Origin of the sequence: Collinsella sp. AF33-16 (assembly GCF_003475325.1) — a bacterium.
In the GTDB taxonomy this organism is placed as follows: Bacteria; Actinomycetota; Coriobacteriia; order Coriobacteriales; family Coriobacteriaceae; genus Collinsella.
Genome location: NZ_QRQC01000007.1, coordinates 22294 through 40822, shown reverse-complemented (window position 1 = coordinate 40822; position 18529 = coordinate 22294). Strand labels below are relative to the sequence as shown.

The 18529-nt window shown below is 59.2% G+C and carries 16 protein-coding genes; 6 read left to right on the top strand and 10 right to left on the bottom strand.

The genetic code is table 11. The features are described from left to right. The first annotated feature begins 192 nt into the window (after window positions 1–192). Complete coding sequence (gene thrB, locus DWZ52_RS03820; RefSeq protein ID WP_117563865.1) at window positions 193–1074, top strand: homoserine kinase; 882 nt, start codon at window positions 193–195, stop codon at window positions 1072–1074. Between the two features lie 258 nt (window positions 1075–1332). Here the strand turns inward: thrB and yihA are convergent, their stop codons facing one another. From yihA to DWZ52_RS03775, 9 genes are all read right to left on the bottom strand, one after another. Then, window positions 1333–1923 carry a ribosome biogenesis GTP-binding protein YihA/YsxC gene (gene yihA, locus DWZ52_RS03815; protein WP_006234871.1) on the bottom strand — a complete coding sequence of 197 codons (591 nt, stop codon included), beginning with the start codon at window positions 1921–1923 and terminating at the stop codon, window positions 1333–1335. A 38-nt stretch (window positions 1924–1961) separates the two neighbouring features. After that, window positions 1962–2702: a 5'-methylthioadenosine/S-adenosylhomocysteine nucleosidase gene (gene mtnN, locus DWZ52_RS03810; protein ID WP_118384943.1), complete on the bottom strand. Its 741-nt coding sequence runs from the start codon at window positions 2700–2702 to the stop codon at window positions 1962–1964. A gap of 78 nt (window positions 2703–2780) precedes the next feature. Next, a complete protein-coding gene (locus tag DWZ52_RS03805) occupies window positions 2781–3002 on the bottom strand; it encodes a hypothetical protein (protein ID WP_118384942.1) in 222 nt (73 codons plus the stop codon). 49 nt (window positions 3003–3051) lie between these two features. Next, window positions 3052–3870 (bottom strand): pyruvate formate-lyase-activating protein, encoded by an 819-nt coding sequence (gene pflA, locus DWZ52_RS03800; protein ID WP_118384941.1) that lies wholly within the window; start codon window positions 3868–3870, stop codon window positions 3052–3054. Window positions 3871–4045: 175 nt separating this feature from the next. Beyond that, window positions 4046–4900, bottom strand: a complete 855-nt coding sequence (locus DWZ52_RS03795) for a DegV family protein (protein ID WP_117716955.1) — start codon at window positions 4898–4900, stop codon at window positions 4046–4048. A 438-nt stretch (window positions 4901–5338) separates the two neighbouring features. Then, window positions 5339–5590: an autonomous glycyl radical cofactor GrcA3 gene (gene grcA3, locus DWZ52_RS03790; RefSeq protein ID WP_055252439.1), complete on the bottom strand. Its 252-nt coding sequence runs from the start codon at window positions 5588–5590 to the stop codon at window positions 5339–5341. A gap of 85 nt (window positions 5591–5675) precedes the next feature. Next, entirely contained in the window at window positions 5676–7727 is a 2052-nt protein-coding gene (pflB, locus tag DWZ52_RS03785; protein ID WP_117637024.1) for a formate C-acetyltransferase, read from the bottom strand. Window positions 7728–8196: 469 nt separating this feature from the next. Next, complete coding sequence (locus DWZ52_RS03780; protein WP_117564719.1) at window positions 8197–9210, bottom strand: 2-keto-3-deoxygluconate permease; 1014 nt, start codon at window positions 9208–9210, stop codon at window positions 8197–8199. A 108-nt stretch (window positions 9211–9318) separates the two neighbouring features. Then, window positions 9319–10068, bottom strand: a complete 750-nt coding sequence (locus DWZ52_RS03775) for an SDR family NAD(P)-dependent oxidoreductase (RefSeq protein WP_089572357.1) — start codon at window positions 10066–10068, stop codon at window positions 9319–9321. A gap of 249 nt (window positions 10069–10317) precedes the next feature. Between DWZ52_RS03775 and DWZ52_RS03770 the strand changes: the two genes are divergently transcribed. From DWZ52_RS03770 to DWZ52_RS03760, 3 genes are read left to right on the top strand one after another with little or no spacing between them, the layout of a single operon-like run. Next, a complete protein-coding gene (locus DWZ52_RS03770; protein ID WP_118384940.1) occupies window positions 10318–10767 on the top strand; it encodes a MarR family winged helix-turn-helix transcriptional regulator in 450 nt (149 codons plus the stop codon). After that, complete coding sequence (locus DWZ52_RS03765; protein ID WP_118384939.1) at window positions 10764–13130, top strand: ABC transporter ATP-binding protein; 2367 nt, start codon at window positions 10764–10766, stop codon at window positions 13128–13130. Before DWZ52_RS03770 ends, DWZ52_RS03765 begins: the two co-directional genes overlap by 4 nt. Next, window positions 13130–14986, top strand: a complete 1857-nt coding sequence (locus DWZ52_RS03760; protein WP_118384938.1) for an ABC transporter ATP-binding protein — start codon at window positions 13130–13132, stop codon at window positions 14984–14986. The genes DWZ52_RS03765 and DWZ52_RS03760 overlap by 1 nt, the downstream gene beginning before the upstream one ends. Window positions 14987–15543: 557 nt before the next feature. Here the strand turns inward: DWZ52_RS03760 and DWZ52_RS03750 are convergent. Beyond that, window positions 15544–16575: a 3-deoxy-7-phosphoheptulonate synthase gene (locus DWZ52_RS03750; protein WP_117564710.1), complete on the bottom strand. Its 1032-nt coding sequence runs from the start codon at window positions 16573–16575 to the stop codon at window positions 15544–15546. A 344-nt stretch (window positions 16576–16919) separates the two neighbouring features. Here DWZ52_RS03750 and DWZ52_RS03745 point away from each other — a divergent pair, with 344 nt between their 5' ends. Continuing rightward, window positions 16920–17570 (top strand): GNAT family N-acetyltransferase, encoded by a 651-nt coding sequence (locus DWZ52_RS03745; protein ID WP_117716324.1) that lies wholly within the window; start codon window positions 16920–16922, stop codon window positions 17568–17570. Window positions 17571–18305: 735 nt separating this feature from the next. Beyond that, window positions 18306–18497 carry a hypothetical protein gene (locus DWZ52_RS03740; RefSeq protein WP_117564706.1) on the top strand — a complete coding sequence of 64 codons (192 nt, stop codon included), beginning with the start codon at window positions 18306–18308 and terminating at the stop codon, window positions 18495–18497. Window positions 18498–18529: the final 32 nt, after the last annotated feature.

The window sequence follows — 18529 nt, the reverse complement described above, 5'->3', positions numbered from 1 at the left end:
TAAGCGCCGGCGAAAGCCGGCGCACCTTCTTTTATCAGAAATCCACCGGGATGATGACGAGCTGACATGCGGGTCTGCCTGTTTAGTTCGTCGCGAGTTCCGCACGAGCCGGAAAGCACTTAATGTGCTTTCCGAGCGAGCCAGGACTGCCCGAGCAGCGAACTAAACAGGCAGACCGCCCAGGAGATTCCCATGATCAAGATCACCGTCCCAGCAACAAGCGCCAACTTGGGCATCGGCTACGACACCCTCGGCATGGCCGTCAGCCTTTACTCGCACTTTACCTTCGAGCGCGCCGACAAGCTCACCATCACGGGCTGCCCCGAGGAGTTCCAAAACGAGAATAACCTGGTCTATGTGAGCTTTGTCGATGCTCTGGCCGCCTGGGGCGAGCCGGCCTTCCCCGTCGCTATCGACATCCAGACCGACGTGCCCGTCGCCCGCGGCCTGGGTTCCAGCTCCACCTGCGTCGTCGCGGGCATCATGGCAGCCGCCGCGCTGACGGGCCACACCGTCGACCGCGCCGAGCTCGTCCGCATCGCCACCGAGGTCGAGGGACATCCCGACAACGTCGCCCCCGCCATCCTTGGCGGCGCCGTCTGCTCCTTTACACCGACCGATTCGCTCCCCCAATGCCTGCGCTACGAGGTGAGCGATCGCTTGCGTTTTATTACCGTGATTCCGCCCTACGAGGTACATACGAGCGAGGCGCGCAAGGTCGTGCCGCAGGAGATTCCGCTCTCCACCGCCGTGTGGCAGATGGGCCGCATCGCCGGCATGACGCGCGGTCTCGAGACCGGCGATCTGGACCTGATTGCCGCCGCCAATGACGACCGCATCCAAGAGCCGTATCGCCGTCGCCTGATTCCCGACTACAACGCTGTGCGCGACACCTGCCTTAACGGCGGCGCCAAGACCATCTGGATCAGTGGCTCCGGCTCGACCCTCATGGCCGTGACTGACGACACCATCGTAGCCAAGTTCCTGCAGGTCAAGCTGCGTGAGCAGTTCCCCAAGTGTGAGACGCATATTCTGACGTGCGACACCGAGGGCGCTCAAATCGAGTACCTGTAGACATCGCTGGTTAATCCCTTCGGGCCGCCCAAGGGTATCCCCTTAAAAACGTCCTCGCACTTGAGGCCCGCTTATCCTGCTCCTTCGGAGCTACGGATAAGCGGGCCTCGTGCTGCGGAATGTTTTTAAGGGGATGCCCCTGGGTGGCCCTATGGTAACGTGACTAGCGATGTCTACAGGGACCCACGCTTTGAAGGGGCGCCGGGCTGAAATTATGGCCTTTTATTGGTAGGGGCTCTTGCTAGGCTGGAGCCCTTACTAGAGGCAGGCCTCGGCGATGCGCTTTTTGAGTTCGTCGATGCCGGTGCCGGTCTGGGAGCTCGTGATGATTACATTCTCGGCCGGGACGTTGAGCTGCTTTTTGATGGCTGCTGCCTGGCGGGCCTGCTGGGTGCGGCTGAGCTTGTCGGCTTTGGTGAGGCAGACGATAAAGTTGAACTCGTTGCCCTGTAGGTAGTCAATCATGTCGTGGTCGAGCTTGCTGGGGTCGTGACGAATGTCCACCAGCGAGACGACCAAGTTAAAGCTGCGCTCGGAGTCGAAGAAGTCGCCGATGAGCTCGGCCCAACGGTCGCGCTCGGCCTTGGAGCGACGGGCGAAACCGTAACCCGGCAGGTCCACGAAATGCACGTCGTCGGCCTCAAAGAAGTTGATGTTGCTCGTCTTGCCCGGCGTGCTGGAAACCTTGACCAGGTTCTTGCGGCCAAAGAGCTTGTTCATAATCGACGACTTGCCCACGTTGGAGCGGCCGACAAAGCTCACCTCGGGGCAGGTGGACTCGGGAATCTGCGAAACCTTGCCGTAGCTGGCGACGAACTTGGCAAGCTGGTAGTTAATGGAATCGGCCATGGACACTCCTTGGTCGTAGGTTCTTACAAATAGACGCGCTATTGCGCAGCGGCAATGCGGCGGACGATATCGAGCGTGATGTCACTTGCGACACGTGCGTACTCGAACAGATCGAACTCGCGCTCGCAAATTGCATCGTACGCCTCGTCACAATTATCACTGATAGCGCGCAACACCAGGCAATCGACACCATTTTTGGTTGCGACATGGGCAATTGCCGCGCCCTCCATGCCGACGCAATCGGCATGCGTCGCCTCGATAGCGTCGTTGCGCATGGCGGCGCCCGTCACAAAGCGGTTACCCGTGGCAATCGTGCCGACCAGGAACTGCTTGGTGCCCTCATTCGAAGCGACTGCATTTGTCGAAGCGTCAACAAACCCACGCTCAGCAAGCGCATCGGCGGCAATATCGACCAGTGCAGGCGTCGAGTCAAACTCCTCGAGCCCCGGTGCGGACTCGGCAATAAGCGCGGTATCGGTATCCAGATAGCGCAGGCGTTTGCCAATGACCACGTCGTCGATATGGAGCTTGGGGTTCAAACCACCCGCAATGCCCGAAAACACAACAGCCCGCGGAGCATACTTGCTAATGAGGTGCTGTGTTGCAGCGGCGGCGTTCACCGTGCCCATGCCCGCCGTTGTGGCGACAACTGTCAGGCCGTCGAGCTCACCGCTCACAACGGTCAAGCCTGCCTCCCGCGCCTCGCAAACGTCGCTCAGCTCTTCCTTAATCTGCATGATCTCTTTTTCGAGCGCACCGATAATCGCGATGGTAGCCATACCATTCCCCAAACCTATACGAAATTCTCAACCACGGTATGGTACCAGCATTTTGTTTGACCTCGCCAAACGAACACGCTAAGCCAGTGCAGCTCGCGTATCAAACAGCGCCTTTGCAATCGCGGCCGTAACCTCGCTCGAGCGGTCGCTCCACGGCATCGATGTCATGACGCTCATGGCATAGGTACAGCCATCGATGCCGATAAGGCCCGCATCGCATGTCGAATAGTAACCATCCTCGCTAATCCAGCCTGCCTTGTTGCGCACCAAAACCTGCTCGTCAGCAATGCCATCGCGCACTCATTTAAGTCTGTCCCCAATGAGTGCCCTTGGGGGCGAAAATAGATCGCTAGCCGATGGCGTTTTTGAGTTCGGCGCGGCGCTTTTTCATGCCCGTCATGACGGCGTTGCGCAGCTCGGGCATGCGCGCGGTATCCATCTGGGGCACGCCCTCGAGCTTATAGGGAATACCCAGCTGCTCGTACTTGACGACACCCATCGTGTGATACGGCAGCATTTCCAGGCCCACCACGTTGTGCCATGGAGCGATCAGGCGACCGAGCTTCTCGCATTCCTCCGCCGTGTCGGTGATACCCGGCACCACCACATGGCGAATAACAACCTTAATCTTGCGATGGGCAAGCTCATCGCCAAACGCCAGGATGCGCGCAGGATCGCAACCGGTCAGCTTTTTATGCTCAACCGGATCGGCATGCTTGATGTCGAGCAGCACCATATCGGTCTCGTTGAGAACAGCATCGAACTTCTCCGGATGCTTGGGATCAAATGCATAGCCACAGCTATCTAGGCAGGTATGCACACGGCCATCGGGATTGTTGTGCATTGCACGGAACAGGTCGGCCAAAAACTCGGGCTGCAGGAGCGGTTCGCCACCCGAAACGGTAATGCCGCCACTACGGTAGAACTCATGGTTGCTCTGGAACTCGTCCATGAGATGCTCGACAGTCACCATCGTGCCGCCGTTAACAGACCAGGTATCGGGATTGTGGCAATACGCGCAGCGCATGGGACAGCCCTGAACAAACACCACAAAGCGGATGCCGGGTCCGTCGACCGTTCCCATCGTCTCGATCGAATGCACGCGACCCAGGGCATACGCAGAGTCCTCGGGACGAGCGTCCACACCCTCAAGCGTCATTTCTGCCATTCGCGCTACCTTGCCTCTCCTTGGATGCAACCAATTAAAATGCCAGAGCCATTCTAGCCCATGCGTTTGCGTTTAAACGTCTCGGACTAGAACGGCACGTTTTAATCTATCCCCCATCACCATGGCTGGGGGGCTACATCGAGATGTCAGGCTGGAGAACGCTCGCCTGCGGCCTTTACGCCTTAAGCGTGAGCACCGCGCCGAAGGCGGTCGGGCCGCAATGGCTCGAGATGACGCCGCCAACCTGCGTCCAGGTAACGTCCTCAAAGCCCAGGTCGTGCGCATAGACTTCCATGTCGTCGCGCAGCTCCTGGGAAAGGCCCACCGAATACGCCAAGCCAATGTGCGAGTAATCAATATCGCCCTTGGCAACCATGTGGTCAATAAAGGCACGGGCGCATTTGAGCATAGAGCCGCGGAGCTTCTTGGTCGCCACGAATTTGCCACCCGTTACCTCAATGCAGGGCTTAATCTTGAGCAGATGGGCGCCAAGAAACGCGACGTTGGACAAGCGACCACCCGCCTTAAGGAAGGCAAGGTCCGTAGGAACAAAGCCCAGCAGCACGCGGTCCATCACCGAATTGGTAAAGGCGAAAATCTCGTCGACGGTGGCATCCGGATGGGCTTCGATATACTTGGCGGTCTCAACGGCGACAAGCGACTGGCCCACCGACACAAAGCGCGTATCCATGGAGAAGACGTAATCGCGGCCCTTTGCCGCAATCTTCGACGACTGATGCGAGCAGGTCGTAACCTCGGAATACGCAAGATGCAAAATGGTCGCGTCGGGCTGCTCGGCGTGAATGCGGTCGTACACATGCGCAAAATCCGCCGGCGAGCAACCGCTGGTCTTGGGCATCACGCCAAACTCGTTGCAGCGCGAGTAAATCTCAAGCGGGTCGATCGATCCGTCTTCGACGGTCTCGTCACCAATCGTGACATGCATGGGCACGCGCACGATGCCATAGCGCTCGCAGAGCTCCGGCGTCACATCCGAACCAGACTCAACCACGATTACGTACTTGCCCATTATCATCACAACCCATCTCGACGTTGGCTTTTGAATATGTGACGCACGTCCGCCGTCCTGCTGCAGAACGGCCTCCAAGCGCCAAAGAGACGCCGCCCCTTGCACACAACAAAGGACAGCGTCTCCCTGGAAAACTCCGTGCTTATCTGAGATTCTACACGGTTTATTAAGGAGTGTTACTTATTCCGCAAACGGTAGCTATACGCGATAAACGGTAGCAAGCAAGAATCCAGAACGCTCAACCCATTAGGAGAGTTCCGCCTAAAGGGTGACTACACAGGACCCCGCCGGGGCTGTTTGGGCTACCTCCCAAAATATTCCGCAGGACGCAAGAAGCCCTCGCCGCACGAAGTGCGCAGCGAGGGCTTCTTGCATGTCCGAGGACGTTTTGGGAGGTAGCCCAAACAGCCCCGGCGATCCTGCGGGAGTTAAACCCCTTTAGAACTTGTTGTGGAAGGTACGCGAAATGACCTCGTCCTGCTGCTCCTTGGTGAGCGTGTGGAAGTTCACGGCGTAGCCGGAAACGCGAATGGTCAGCTGCGGGTACTTCTCGGGGTGAGCCTGAGCGTCGAGCAGCGTCTCACGGTTGAAGACGTTGATGTTCAGGTGGTGGCCACCCTTCTCGGCGTAAGCGTCGAGCATGTGGACCAGGTTATCGGCCTGAGTCTCGGAAACTTCAGAAACCTTCATAATGTGTCTCCTTCGATCGATAGGCGCCGGCCGAAACCGGCGCACTAATCAGTAATCGTTATTGTTAGTATAGCACTAACAATAGTTACTCGCCCAGCTGATCAAGGTCGATATCGCCAAAGAACACCTGGTCCTCCTTGCCGAGCGCACCCGGGATGATGGAGAAGGTGTTGGAGATGCCGTCCTGAGCATCGCGGAACGGGAGCTTGGAAACCGAAGACAGCGAAGCGATGGCGCCGTGGCTATCGCGCTTGTGCATGGGGTTAGCACCCGGGGCGAAGGGCTGGCCAGCCTTGCGGCCATCAGGCGTAGAACCGGTCTTCTTGCCGTACACGACGTTGGAGGTGATGGTCAGAACCGAGGTCGTGGGCACGGAGTTGCGGTAGGTGTCGTTCATGCGGATGTACTCCATGAACTGGTGCACAACGTCGTGAGCGATCTGGTCGACGCGGTCGTCGTCGTTACCGTACTTGGGGAACTCGCCCTCGGTCTCGAAGTCGACAATGATGCCGTTCTCGTCGCGGACGGGGTGGACCTTGGCGTACTTGATGGCGGACAGGGAGTCAGCCACGACGGAAAGGCCAGCAATGCCCGTAGCGAACCAGCGGTGCACGTGCTTGTCGTGCAGAGCCATCTGGATGCGCTCGTAGCAATACTTGTCGTGCATGTAGTGGATGATGTTCAGCGAGTTGACGTACACGCCAGCGAGCCACTTCATCATGTCGTTGTACTTGGCCACAACGTCGTCGTAATCGAGCGTATCGCCCTCGACGGCGCGATACTTGGGGCCGACCTGCTTCTTGGAGACCTCGTCAACACCGCCGTTGAGTGCGTACAGCAGGCACTTGGCCAGGTTGGCGCGGGCGCCGAAGAACTGCATCTCCTTGCCGATGCGCATGGAGGACACGCAGCAGGCAATGCCGTAGTCGTCGCCGTGGTAGACGCGCATGAGGTCGTCGTTCTCGTACTGAATCGAGGAGCTGGCGACAGAAGTCTTGGCGCAGAACTTCTTGAAGTTCTCGGGCAGACGGGTCGACCACAGAACGGTCATGTTGGGCTCGGGGCTGGTGCCCATGTTCTCGAGCGTGTGCAGGTAGCGGTAGCTCATCTTGGTAACGAGCGTACGGCCGTCAACACCCATGCCGCCGATGGACTCGGTGACCCACTGCGGATCGCCGGTAAACAGGGCCTGGTACTCGGGGGTACGGGCAAACTTGACCATGCGGAGCTTCATGATGAAGTGATCCACGAACTCCTGGATCTGCTCCTCGGTGAAGGTACCGTTGGCAAGGTCGCGCTCAGCGTAGATGTCGATGAACGTGGAGGTACGGCCAATGGACATAGCGGCGCCGTTCTGCTCCTTGACGGAAGCGAGGTAGGCGAAGTACATCCACTGGATGGCCTCCTGCGTGTTGGTAGCAGGGTTGGAAATGTCGAAACCATAGGTCTCGGCCATCATCTTGAGCTCGCCGAGGGCGCGGATCTGCTCCTGCAGCTCCTCACGATCGCGGATGTTGTCGGCGGTCATGACCGTCGGGGTGGAAGCCTTCTGGGCCTCCTTGTCCTTGATCAGGTAGTCGACGCCGTACAGGGCAACACGACGGTAGTCGCCGATGATGCGGCCGCGGCCATAGCCATCGGGCAGACCGGTGATGATGTGAGCCGAGCGGCAAGCACGCATCTCGGGGGTGTAAACATCGAAGACGCCAGCGTTGTGGGTCTTGCGCTCGAAGGTGTAGCGCTCGACAACGTTCTCGTCGACCTTATAGCCGTGCTGGCTGGCAGCCTGGCAAGCGATGCGGATGCCACCGTTGACGTGCAGCGCGCGCTTGAGCGGCTTGTCAGTCTGGAGACCGACGATGGTCTCCTTCTCGCGGTGGGCGTTATCGATGTAGCCAGCGGGGTGGCTCACGATACCCGTAACGGTCTTGGTGTCCATATCGAGGACACCGCCCTGCTCGCGCTCCTTAAGCAGCAGGTCGAGAACCTCGCCCCACAGCTCCTTGGTACGCTCGGTTGGGCCGGCGAGGAACGACTCGTCGCCCTCGTAGGGGGTGTAGTTCTTCTGGATGAAGTCTCGGACGTCAACTTCTCCCGTCCAGATGCCTTCCTTGAAGCCTTCCCATGCCTCCTGCATTGTGTAACCACGCTCCTAGTTACGTGTAATGCGGCGCTCTCTCACACCGCTGCTTATTGAATTCTTGAATGTTCGGCTTGCACTACCGGCTTCTTCCGTTCTTCACCACACGTTGGTGCAGGGAAAACGTTTGTCCACCTTGGAACTACAACCCAAAACCCAAGATTTCACCCGTTTGAGAAGGATAACATAGCCACCCCCTTCATCAGGGCTGTTATATGTTTCTTTTTTTATACCATTAGTGCGTTTTTAACAAATCCGCAGGAAATGCGAGCGCGAACAACTACCGTTCACCGATTTGTTTGGTATATTTCCTTGCCTTTGTACGACGTTCACTCTAGCTGTTATGCCAGTTTTAGCAGGGTAAAGTGCCCCAGAGACCCCGCAGAAACTGCAGGGCGGCCACGGGATTTCCCCCGGGGCCGCCCTGTGGCATGGCTAGTTATTTAGCTTTGATTGCCGTTTGGCATTAGGCGGCTGCGGCGGCCTTGTCGGTCGTTGCTTTGCTGTGGCCCTGGCCCTCAAAATGCTTGTAGCACCAGCTGGTGACCAGCGGGGTCAAAATGGCCGTCACGATAGCACATGCTGCAACCTGCGCCGTAGCCGTCGCGAGCACCGCGCCGCCGTACATGGCCTCGTTGACGCTTGCCATGGCAGCAGGCGTGGCCACATTGGCTCCGGCGCAGCTCGAAATGGCCGCACCTGCGACACCCGTACCGCCCGTGAGCTTATCGACCGCGATGACGGGAATTGCAAAGACTACCGAGCAGATCACGCCGAGCAGGATGCCGGGAAGACCACCGTTGATAAGCTGGCCAAAGGTCATGGTCGAGCCCATGGCAAAGAAGACGAGCACGATGATGGCGGAAAGTGCCGGTGCCATCATCTTCTTAAAGCTCGGGAAGAGGTTACCCAGAATAATGCCGACGACGATCGGCAGGATGGCGCCCACGAGCGACCAACCGATCGGAGCCTGACCGGCAGCGCCGAGCACGATCATCGTGACCGGAGGGCCGACAACCAGCGTGGTGATTGCGACGGCACCACGCTCGGCCTCATTGCCCATGGTGCCCATCAGACCAGCGTACATAGCGTTGTTGGCGCCGGTGCAAGCGGCCAGCATCACCATGGCAGAGATGCCAAACAGGTTGTCGTTGAATACATAAAGGATGAGCAGCGACACGGCAACGACCACGATCTGCTTGACGGCGATGATGATGGCGCCGCGGGCAGCGGCGGCAGGAGCGCTCTTAAACGAAATCGTCGTACCGACGATGAGCAAAAAAGCGCCAACAAGCGGGCCTGCGCCCTGCTGGGTCATGCCGAGCGTAAAGCTGCCGAGCGTTTTGAACAGGTCGGGGAACAGCGTGTTGAGCAGGCAGCCCAACAAAAGCGGCACCAAAATATTGGCACCCGGGATGGAGGACATCTTAAAGAACGGCTCCTTTGCCGCCGGCGCCTCCACCGCAGTCGATTCACTCATATATATCTCCTTTGGATGCATGCGAATCGTAGCCGCACGCGCCTATGTCAGAAAGAAGGCGACGGTCCCGAGTCGCAGGAACCGTCGCCGAATAATCGTCGTGGGGTATTACCCGTCCAGGACGATGCCGCCGTCGCAGTCGCCGATCTCGCCGTTCACGAAGCTGGCGAGGTCGGAAGCGAAGAACAGCACCATCTGCGCAGGCTCGCTGGCCTGGGCGGCGCGGCCCAGAGGAATACCGTTGATGATGCGCTGAGAGTTCTCGTCAGAGAGAATCGAGGTCATATCGGTAAGGGTGAGCGACGGGCACACGGCGTTGCAGCGGACGCCAAACTTGCCGCCTTCCTTGGCGACTGCCTTGGTTAGACCGTTAACACCGGCCTTGGAGCTCGCGTAAGCCGCGGTGCCGAGCAGGCCGCCACCGATCTTGCCCGCAACGGAACTCACGTTGACGATAGTGCCGGCATGGGCCGCCTTAAAGTGCGGGTACACAGCATTCATCATAGTGAAGGTACCGTTGAGGTTGATGTCGATGGTACGACGCCACTCGGTGTCATCGATCTCGTCGAACTTCTTGGTGCTGATGACGCCAGCACAGTTGATCAGGATGTTGGTTTGCGGCAGGTCCGTAAAAATCTGCTCGACGGTCTCGCGTGCCTTGGGTGCATCGGCGACATCGAGCTGATAGAACTTGTTGCCCTCGCCAAGCTCGACCACAGCGGCCTCGCCCTTGGCAGCGTTCCTTGCGATGAGCGCGACGTGTCCGCCGCCCGCGACGATGCCCTTGGCGATCTCGAGGCCAATGCCCTGAGTGCCGCCGGTAACGATCGCGGTTTTGCCCGTGAAGTCAAATGCCATGACTCCAACCCCCTTGATTCAGGTGTCTCCTTGCGGGAAGTTGGAGCATCGCACGTGGCGATAAATGAGTCCCAGTCGTCATGGTGGTGACAACCCCTCGCCTAACCGCGGGCATAGTAGTTCTTTGAAACGCTTCAGCAATTGAATTTTTTAACTCTTTATGCGCTCTTTATATTGCCCACTGCATGAGGCCCGAATATGCGGGTATCATCTTTCACCGAAAATAGTTTCTAGTGTTAGGGGTTTTCGGTGGAAGATACCGATTTCCATGAGCTTGGACGTCAGCTCTTAACTGAGTTTGGCAGCATGCATCATCGCATTTCACGCTCTGCGGACAAAGCTCTCGGCGGCGAGATGGCTGTCATGCGCGCCCTCATGCTCGCTGGCGGTTCGCTCACGCCGAGCGAACTCGCAAATCGCGCCTGGGTCTCGAGTGCCCGCATCGCCAATACCTTACGCACTCTCGAAGCCAAGGGCTGGGTCGAGCGCGAGCACTCAAAGACCGACCGTCGTCGTGTACACGTCACGATGACCGACAAGGGATTCCAGAATCTCGAAATCAAACGTCGGGAATTCGAGGAGCGCACCGCGGCCTTCCTCGAGCAGCTCGGCGAAACAGATACCCAAGAGATGGTGCGCCTTCTAAGGCGTCTCAACGAAATTATCGACTGCAATCAAGAAAGGAGAAATGCCAAGTGAGGATTCTCAAGCTCTTTAAAAAGCATGTCCCATCACTGTTCGCAGCTATCGTACTTATCGTAATCAGCTGTAACGCCGATCTGGCACTGCCTACCTATATGAGCGACATCGTCGACGTGGGCGTGCAGCAAGGCGGCATCGCCTCACCCGTACCCGATACCATTCGTGCCGAGTCGCTCGATGACCTCAAGCTCTTTATGAGCGCCAAGGACGCCAAAGCGGTGGAGGCCGTGTTTAGCAAGGCGGACAGCAACGGCATTCGAACGTACGAGGGCACCGAGGAGAAGCGCGCCGACGGCGGCAAGATTGCCGATATCATGAGCCTGCCCGAGACCGTCGTCCTTTCGCTCAACCAGGGCATCGACGCCGGCTCCATGGGCGACATGATGGGCACGTCCGGCGAGAAGGACAACAGCGCCGCCCAGGCCATGCCCACCCCCGAGCAGATGGCAGCGATGACGCCCGAGCAACTCGCCGATATGCAGCAGAGGGCCGCAGCGGCGCAGAGCATGCAAAAGCAGATTGATGCCGACGGCGGCAAGATCACCATGAAGAGCCTGCGTCTGGGCGTTGAAGGCGGCCTGATCGATCAGGGCAAGCTCGTCGAGGGCGCCAACGACATGGCGGACAAGATGGGCTCCATGTCGGGCTCCATCGTGACCCAACGCGCCGTGAGCTATGTACAGGACGAGTACAAGGCGCAGGGTATCGACCCCGCCGACGTGCAGAACGCCTACTTGGGCCGCATGGCGACCACGATGTTTGGTCTGTGCCTGGTGTCGCTCGTCGCCACCATCCTGACCGGCGCCGTGGCCTCACGCACCGCCTGTTCCATCGCACGCGACCTGCGCCGCGAGACCTTCAACAAGGTTATGCACTTCTCGCCGGCCGAGGTGGGCAAGTTTAGCCAGGCCTCGCTCATCACCCGCTGCACCAACGACATTCAGCAGATTCAGATGGCCGCAACCCTGTTTATCCGCATGTGCCTGATGGCCCCCGTCATGGGCATCGTCGCCGTCATGCGCGTCCTGGCCAACCACACCGGCCTGGAGTGGACCATCGCCGTGGCCATCATCGCTGTCTCGGCCGTCGTCGGCGTGCTCATGGGCCTCACCATGCCCAAGTTCAAAAAGATGCAGAGCTTTGTGGACCGTGTGAACCTTACCGCCCGCGAGCTGCTCGACGGCCTTATGCCTATCCGCTCGTTCAACCGCGAGGAGCATGAGCTCGAGCGTTTTGACAAGGCTTCGCTCGACCTGATGACCACGCAGCTCTACACCAACCGAGCCATGAGCTTTATGATGCCGCTCATGATGCTCGTCATGAACTGCATCACCGTGCTTATCGTCTGGTTTGGCGCGCAAGGCGTGTCCGACGGCGTGATGCAGGTCGGCAACATGATGGCGTTTATCTCCTACACCATGCAGATCGTCATGGCGTTCATGATCCTCACCATGGTTTCGGTCATCCTGCCCCGTGCCGAGGTCGCAGCCGAGCGCGTGGAAGAGGTCATCACTTGCCCCACGAGCATCAACGACCCTGCCTCGCCCAAGGTGCCCGCGGCCAGCGCGCCGCGCGGTGAGCTCACCTTCCGCGACGTGAGCTTCCAGTATCCCGATGCCCGCGCCGACGTCATTAGCGGCGTGAACTTCACCACGCATGCCGGTCAGATGCTCGGCATCATTGGCTCCACGGGCTCGGGCAAGTCCACGCTTGTGCAGTTGATTCCGCGCCTGTACGACGTCACGGGCGGCAGCATTTCGCTCGACGGCATCGACGTGCGCGATATGACCCTTTCCGAGCTGCGCCGCCGCATTGGCTATATCCCGCAGCAGGGACGCCTGTTCTCGGGCACCGTCGAGAGCAACCTTAAGTTTGCCGGCGACATGGTGAGCGACGAGGACATGCACGAGGCCGCGTGCATCGCCCAGGCGGAGGACTTTATCGCCGAGCGCGAGGGCGGCTACGACTCCCCCATCAGTCAGGGCGGCTCCAATGTCTCGGGCGGCCAGCGCCAGCGCCTGGCCATCGCCCGCGCGTTGGCCAAAAAGCCCGAGGTTGTGGTGTTCGATGACTCGTTTAGCGCCCTCGACTACAAGACCGACGCGCGCCTACGCGAGGAGCTGGCCAAAAACGTCACTGACGCGGCACTCGTGGTCGTGGCCCAGCGCATCGCGACCATCATGCACGCCGACCAGATCATCGTGCTCGACGACGGCCACGTGGTAGGCACCGGTACGCACGAGGAGCTGCTGCACAGCTGCCCGGCGTACCTGGAAATCGCACAGTCGCAGCTTTCCGCCGAGGAGCTGGGGCTTACCCAAGAAGAAATTGCAGCCGTCATGGAAGGAGGCGAGCGCTAATGGCAGACGAGACCAAGACTCAGATTCCCAAGCCCACCCGCCAGCGCGGTCCCATGGGCCGCATGGGCGGCATGCGTCGCGGCGAAAAGGCCAAGGACTTTAAGGGCACCATGAGGCAGCTGCTCGGCTATATCGGCCAGCACAAGATTGCCGTGTTTACCGCCGTCGCCTTTGCCGTGTGCTCGGTCATCTTTAACATTGTGGGACCAAAGGTGCTCGGCCAGGTTACGACCAAACTGTTTGAGGGCCTGGTTGCCAAGGTCAACGGTACCGGCGATGTCGACTTTACCTGGATCGCCAAGACGCTCGGCTTTTTGCTCTGCCTGTACCTGGCGAGCTCTGCCTGCAGTCTGATTCAGGGCTGGCTCATGACCGGCGTCACGCAAAAGATCTGCTACCGCATGCGCAAGGAAATCGCCGCCAAGATCGCCGTCGTGCCGATGAGCTACTTCAACGGCCACAGCAAGGGCGACGTGCTCAGCCGCATCACCAACGACGTCGATACGCTCGGCCAGTCACTCAACCAGAGCGTGACGCAGCTTATTACGTCCGTCACGCAGATTATCGGCGTGCTCGTCATGATGCTGTCGATAAGCCTGCCGCTTACCGGCGTCACCGTGCTCACGCTGCCGGCCGCCGCGATTATCCTGACCGTAATGATTCACTTCTCGCAGCCGTACTTCCGCGAGCAGCAGCAGGTCCTGGGCACCGTCAACGGTATTATCGAGGAGGACTTTGCCGGCCAGAACGTCATCCAGGTGTTCGATCGCGCCGAGGCCTCAATCGAGGAGTTCGACAGGGAGAACGACCGCCTCTTTATTAGCGGCTGGCGCTCACAGTTCCTGTCGGGCCTGATGATGCCGCTTATGAGCTTGGTGGGTAACATGGGCTACGTGGGCGTCGTCGTGGTGGGCGCGCAGCTCGCGCTGACTGGTAACGCCACGCCCGGCGACATCCAGAGCTTCATTCAGTACGTGCGAAACTTTACGCAGCCCGTGCAGCAGCTGGGCAACGTGAGCAACACGATGCAGTCGATGGCCGCTGCCACCGAGCGCGTCTTTGAGTTCCTGGCCGCGCCCGAGGAGGAGCAGAAGGCCGACGCGCAGATTCCCGAAAAGCGCCCCGGCCACGTGGAGTTTGACCATGTCAAGTTTGGCTACACGCCCGACAGGACCATCATCCACGACTTTAGCTGCGAGGCACAGCCCGGCCAAACCATCGCCATCGTCGGCCCCACCGGCGCCGGCAAGACCACGCTCATCAAACTGCTGCAGCGCTTCTACGACGTGGACGGCGGTTCGCTGCGCGTCGAGGGCGTCGACGTGCGCGACTGGGACCGCGCGGCACTGCGCGGCGAGTTTGCCATGGTGCTGCAGGATACCTGGCTGTTTAACGGCACCATCCGCGAGAACATCCGCTACGGACGTCCCGATGCGACTGACGCCGAGGTCGAGGCCGCCGCGCGCGCCGCACGCTGCGACCACTTTATCCATACGCTCGCCGGCGGTTACGACTTTATGATCAATGAGGAGGGCACCAACCTCTCACAGGGCCAGCGCCAACTCGTGACCATCGCCCGCGCCATTTTGGCCGACCGTCCGGCGCTGATTTTGGACGAGGCGACCTCCAACGTCGATACCCGCACCGAGGAGCTTATTCAGCGCGCCATGGATGCGCTGATGCAGGGCCGCACGAGCTTTGTCATCGCGCACCGCCTGTCCACAATCCGCAACGCCGACGTAATCTTGGTGATTCGCGACGGCGACATCGTCGAGAAGGGCACACACGACGAACTGCTCGCCCAGGGCGGCTTCTACGCCGACCTGTACAACTCGCAGTTCGACGAGGCGGCGTAAAACCGGCGGCAAACAACCGCAATACCCAAAGAATGGGGGCGCAGGACAACCAGCGCCCCCATTTTTCGTTCTGCGGCCCTTGGGCCGCATCCCCTGGAGCCGAATTGACGGTCCTTTCCAGCCCCTGTGGGCAAAAAATGGCAAATATGAGTACTGTTACCTTTTTAGTAACAGCCAAAACAGCCCCATATGCTGCCCGCACGGCTTGCAAGCGCCCCTAAATTACTCAAATAGTTCTATAGCGGGCTTATATGTGTTAAGGTTAATGAACATATTTTCTGTTATGTCTATTATCTTATGCCGGCAATATGACACTACGATAGCAACAGTACTCATATTTGCCATTTTTTGCCCACAGGGCCTGGAAAAGGCCAACAGGGTAGTCATTGGGGACGTTCTTAAACGACCAGTCAAACAAGAACGTCCCCAACGACTACTTAAAAACGGGAGATTATCCACTCTCATTCTGCGAGCACTCATTTAAGTCTGTCCCCAATGAGTGCCCGGCAGCAACGGGACCGCCGATGTCTTGGCAGAGTCAGCGAAAACCCGCGTAACTAAACCCGCTCCGCGATCTCGTGAATGAGGTAGTCGGTCTTTTCCCAGCCCAGGCACGGATCGGTGATCGACTTGCCAAAGACACCGCCGTCGACCGGCTGGTTGCCGTCCTCAAGGTAGGACTCGATCATAAAGCCCTTGACCAGCCTTGAAATGGCTTCGTTGCGGCGGCAGCTGTCGAGCACCTCCTTGCAAATGCGATACTGCTCCAGCGGACGCTTGCCCGAGTTGTCGTGGTTGCAGTCGATGACCGCTGCCGGATTGGCATAGCCGGCGTGCTCGGTATAGCGCTCGGCCAGGCGCTCGAGGTGCTCGTAGTGGTAGTTGGGGTAGGTGCGCCCATCGAGACCGATGTAGCCACGCATAACGGCGTGCGCGAGCGGATTGCCGTCGCACTCGACCTCCCAGTTGCGGAAGATGAAACTCTGATGCGCCTGAGCGGCGTAGATGGAGTTGAGCATGACGGTGGTGGAGCCGGCAGTGGGGTTCTTCATGCCCACCGGCACCGAAATGCCGCTCGACACCAGACGGTGCTCCTGGTTCTCGACCGAGCGCGCGCCCACAGCGACGTAGCTCAGCAGATCGACAAGGTACTGATAGTTAGAGGGGTAGAGCATCTCGTCGGCGGTAAAGAAGCCGGTCTCCTCGATGACGCGCAGGTGCATGTGGCGAATGGCCTTGACGCCCTCGAGCAGGTCATCGGGCGCCTCGGGGTCGGGATTGTGCAGTAGACCCTTGTAGCCGGTACCCTTGGTGCGCGGCTTGTTGGTGTAGACACGCGGGATGATGATGAGCTTGTCCTTGACCTCCTCGGCGGTTTTGGCCAGGCGGTTCATGTACTCGAGGACCGAATCCTCCCGATCGGCAGAGCATGGGCCGATGATGAGCACCTTGCGCGCGTCCTCGCCGGTAAAGACCTTGGCGACCTCGGCGTCGAATGCCTGCTTCTTAGCGGTAAGCTCGGCGGAAAGCGGCATTTCCTCGCGGATCTCCATGGGGATCGGCAGCCTACGTTTGAAATCCATGGCCATAGGGGCCTCCTCAATCTATAGAGAGAGCAAAAAGCGTATTGTCGAGTGCTCGGCATTATCCGCTGTCGCACGCTAAAGTGCAAGCACAGCCTACTAAAAAGGGAATGAATCGACACAAGGGCCCGCTCACCACGAGAGTGGATAATCTCCCGTTTTTGGCCCATGTTCGCGCTCAAAGTGGGAGATTATCCACTCTCGTCGGGCAAGCGTCCGAAAATCCTCACTCGTGACCCCTTTTCCTCCGTCCCCGAGGGATCGGGGCTCGCCTGCCGAATGATTGATGCGGCCGCCCTGCGTCCATGTCACACTCAGAGGTGGCCTGACCCAACTTGGAAGGAGCCTTCATGAGCCTTGACAACGTAACCCTGCGCGCCGCCACGCTCGACGACCTGACCGGCATCGCCGCCATCTACAACCAGCTGTGGTGCAACACGCTGCGCAACCGCGGCGACGTCGAAGCTGCCGATTTCTGCGCGCGCTTTAACATCGCTATGCAGCTGCAACGCTCACCTATCGCGCTTGTCGCCGAGGCCGAGGGCCGCATTATCGCCGCCTGCTGCATCGGCATCTTCGAGGACGGCAAGCCGCGCACCAACCCCACGTGGGAGTCCTGCTACAACGAGATGCTCGCCCAGGCAACCGAAATGGCAAAGGCCGCCGACGCCAAGCTCGAGGGCTCGCTCTTCGGCGACAGTCGCGAAAAGGCCACGGCGGATCGCTTTGCCGCCACAGGCAACGAGTATGCCCAGGGCCAGCTCAACCTGATCATCATCGTGCCCGAGTGGCAGGGCAAGGGGCTCGGCCGCGCGCTTATCGACCTTGCGCGCGCCGAGCTCGCCAAGGCAGGCTGCACCAAGTTCTTCCTGATGAGCGACTGCAACTCCGACTGGCAGTTCTACGAGCACCTCAACATGAAGCGCATCCTGGAGGATCACAGTCAAGACACCGGCGACGGTTTTATCGTCTACATGTACGGAGGCGACACGCAGGGCTAACCCGCTAAGCAAGTACCAAAACCACCACAAAAGGCGCCCATCCCCCTTGTGGTGACAGGTTTTATCTGGGCGAACGTTAAGACCGCCGCGGGGGAGCTGCTTTCCCTCGCGGCGGTTTACTAACCGTGAAAACCAAGTGAGTAGGCTTTTGGCGGGATCCCGAGCACACCCCAAAACGCCGCAGCTCTGGCCTGCGGTTTTATCGAGCGTTTGTCGCGATGTGCTCGGCAGATCCCAAAAAGTCTACTCACTTGCATCCGAGACGCACCAGGCAGGCAAAAAACCGCCGCGAAAGGGGCCCGTCCCCCTTCGCGGCGGTTGTTCATCGCGGTTTTGCGACGGTTTTGCGGTGGTTTTGCCCGCCTGCTACTCGCTGTAGCGAGTGGCGATGGCAACTCGCACCATGCCGGCGCTCATGAGGTACGTTGCCATAGGCTGTAGTAGCGCATGTCATAATCCTACAGCAGCATTCGCCATAATCTGACAATAGAGTTTTCCACAATCTATAAGTAGCCCAGGTCGGGACCCTATTTAACAAACCAAATTCTCGCCCAACGCCATTTCCTCTCCTGGTGACCGGTTCATTTTGGCGGGTTTCATCTGGGCAAACGCCAAAACCACCACAAAGGTGCCTGTCCCCTTTGTGGTGGTTTGAAGCTCTCCTGGGCGGGATGCTAGACTTGCGGCATATACATTCGCGCCAAAGCACGGGTCGCATACAGGAAAGGAGATGCCATGGCGCCTATCGCACCGCTCAAGATGCTCGTCGCTCCTGCCGCCAAGGCCATCGCCCACCTGAGCGACTCACTTACTTACGATGAGGTCCCCTGCATCGCCGAGGAGCGTTCGGACAGCCGCCCGTACCTGGGCCACGTCCCCTACTTTGCGCCTAAGCTCGTTTCCGATCCCGAGCACCGCGAACAGTAATCCAAGATGCACCAAGCGCTGCGTAACTCGCG

Bases quoted from the DNA above. Each gene is read 5' to 3' on its own strand.
- mtnN (WP_118384943.1), bottom strand. From the start codon at position 2,702: ATGGCTACCATCGCGATTATCGGTGCGCTCGAAAAAGAGATCATGCAG.
- pflA (WP_118384941.1), bottom strand. From the start codon at position 3,870: ATGGCAGAAATGACGCTTGAGGGTGTGGACGCTCGTCCCGAGGACTCT.
- DWZ52_RS03760 (WP_118384938.1), top strand. From the start codon at position 13,130: ATGGCAGACGAGACCAAGACTCAGATTCCCAAGCCCACCCGCCAGCGC.
- pflB (WP_117637024.1), bottom strand. From the start codon at position 7,727: ATGCAGGAGGCATGGGAAGGCTTCAAGGAAGGCATCTGGACGGGAGAA.
- DWZ52_RS03745 (WP_117716324.1), top strand. From the start codon at position 16,920: ATGAGCCTTGACAACGTAACCCTGCGCGCCGCCACGCTCGACGACCTG.
- DWZ52_RS03750 (WP_117564710.1), bottom strand. From the start codon at position 16,575: ATGGCCATGGATTTCAAACGTAGGCTGCCGATCCCCATGGAGATCCGC.
- DWZ52_RS03780 (WP_117564719.1), bottom strand. From the start codon at position 9,210: ATGAGTGAATCGACTGCGGTGGAGGCGCCGGCGGCAAAGGAGCCGTTC.
- yihA (WP_006234871.1), bottom strand. From the start codon at position 1,923: ATGGCCGATTCCATTAACTACCAGCTTGCCAAGTTCGTCGCCAGCTAC.
- grcA3 (WP_055252439.1), bottom strand. From the start codon at position 5,590: ATGAAGGTTTCTGAAGTTTCCGAGACTCAGGCCGATAACCTGGTCCAC.
- thrB (WP_117563865.1), top strand. From the start codon at position 193: ATGATCAAGATCACCGTCCCAGCAACAAGCGCCAACTTGGGCATCGGC.
- DWZ52_RS03775 (WP_089572357.1), bottom strand. From the start codon at position 10,068: ATGGCATTTGACTTCACGGGCAAAACCGCGATCGTTACCGGCGGCACT.
- DWZ52_RS03795 (WP_117716955.1), bottom strand. From the start codon at position 4,900: ATGGGCAAGTACGTAATCGTGGTTGAGTCTGGTTCGGATGTGACGCCG.
- DWZ52_RS03740 (WP_117564706.1), top strand. From the start codon at position 18,306: ATGGCGCCTATCGCACCGCTCAAGATGCTCGTCGCTCCTGCCGCCAAG.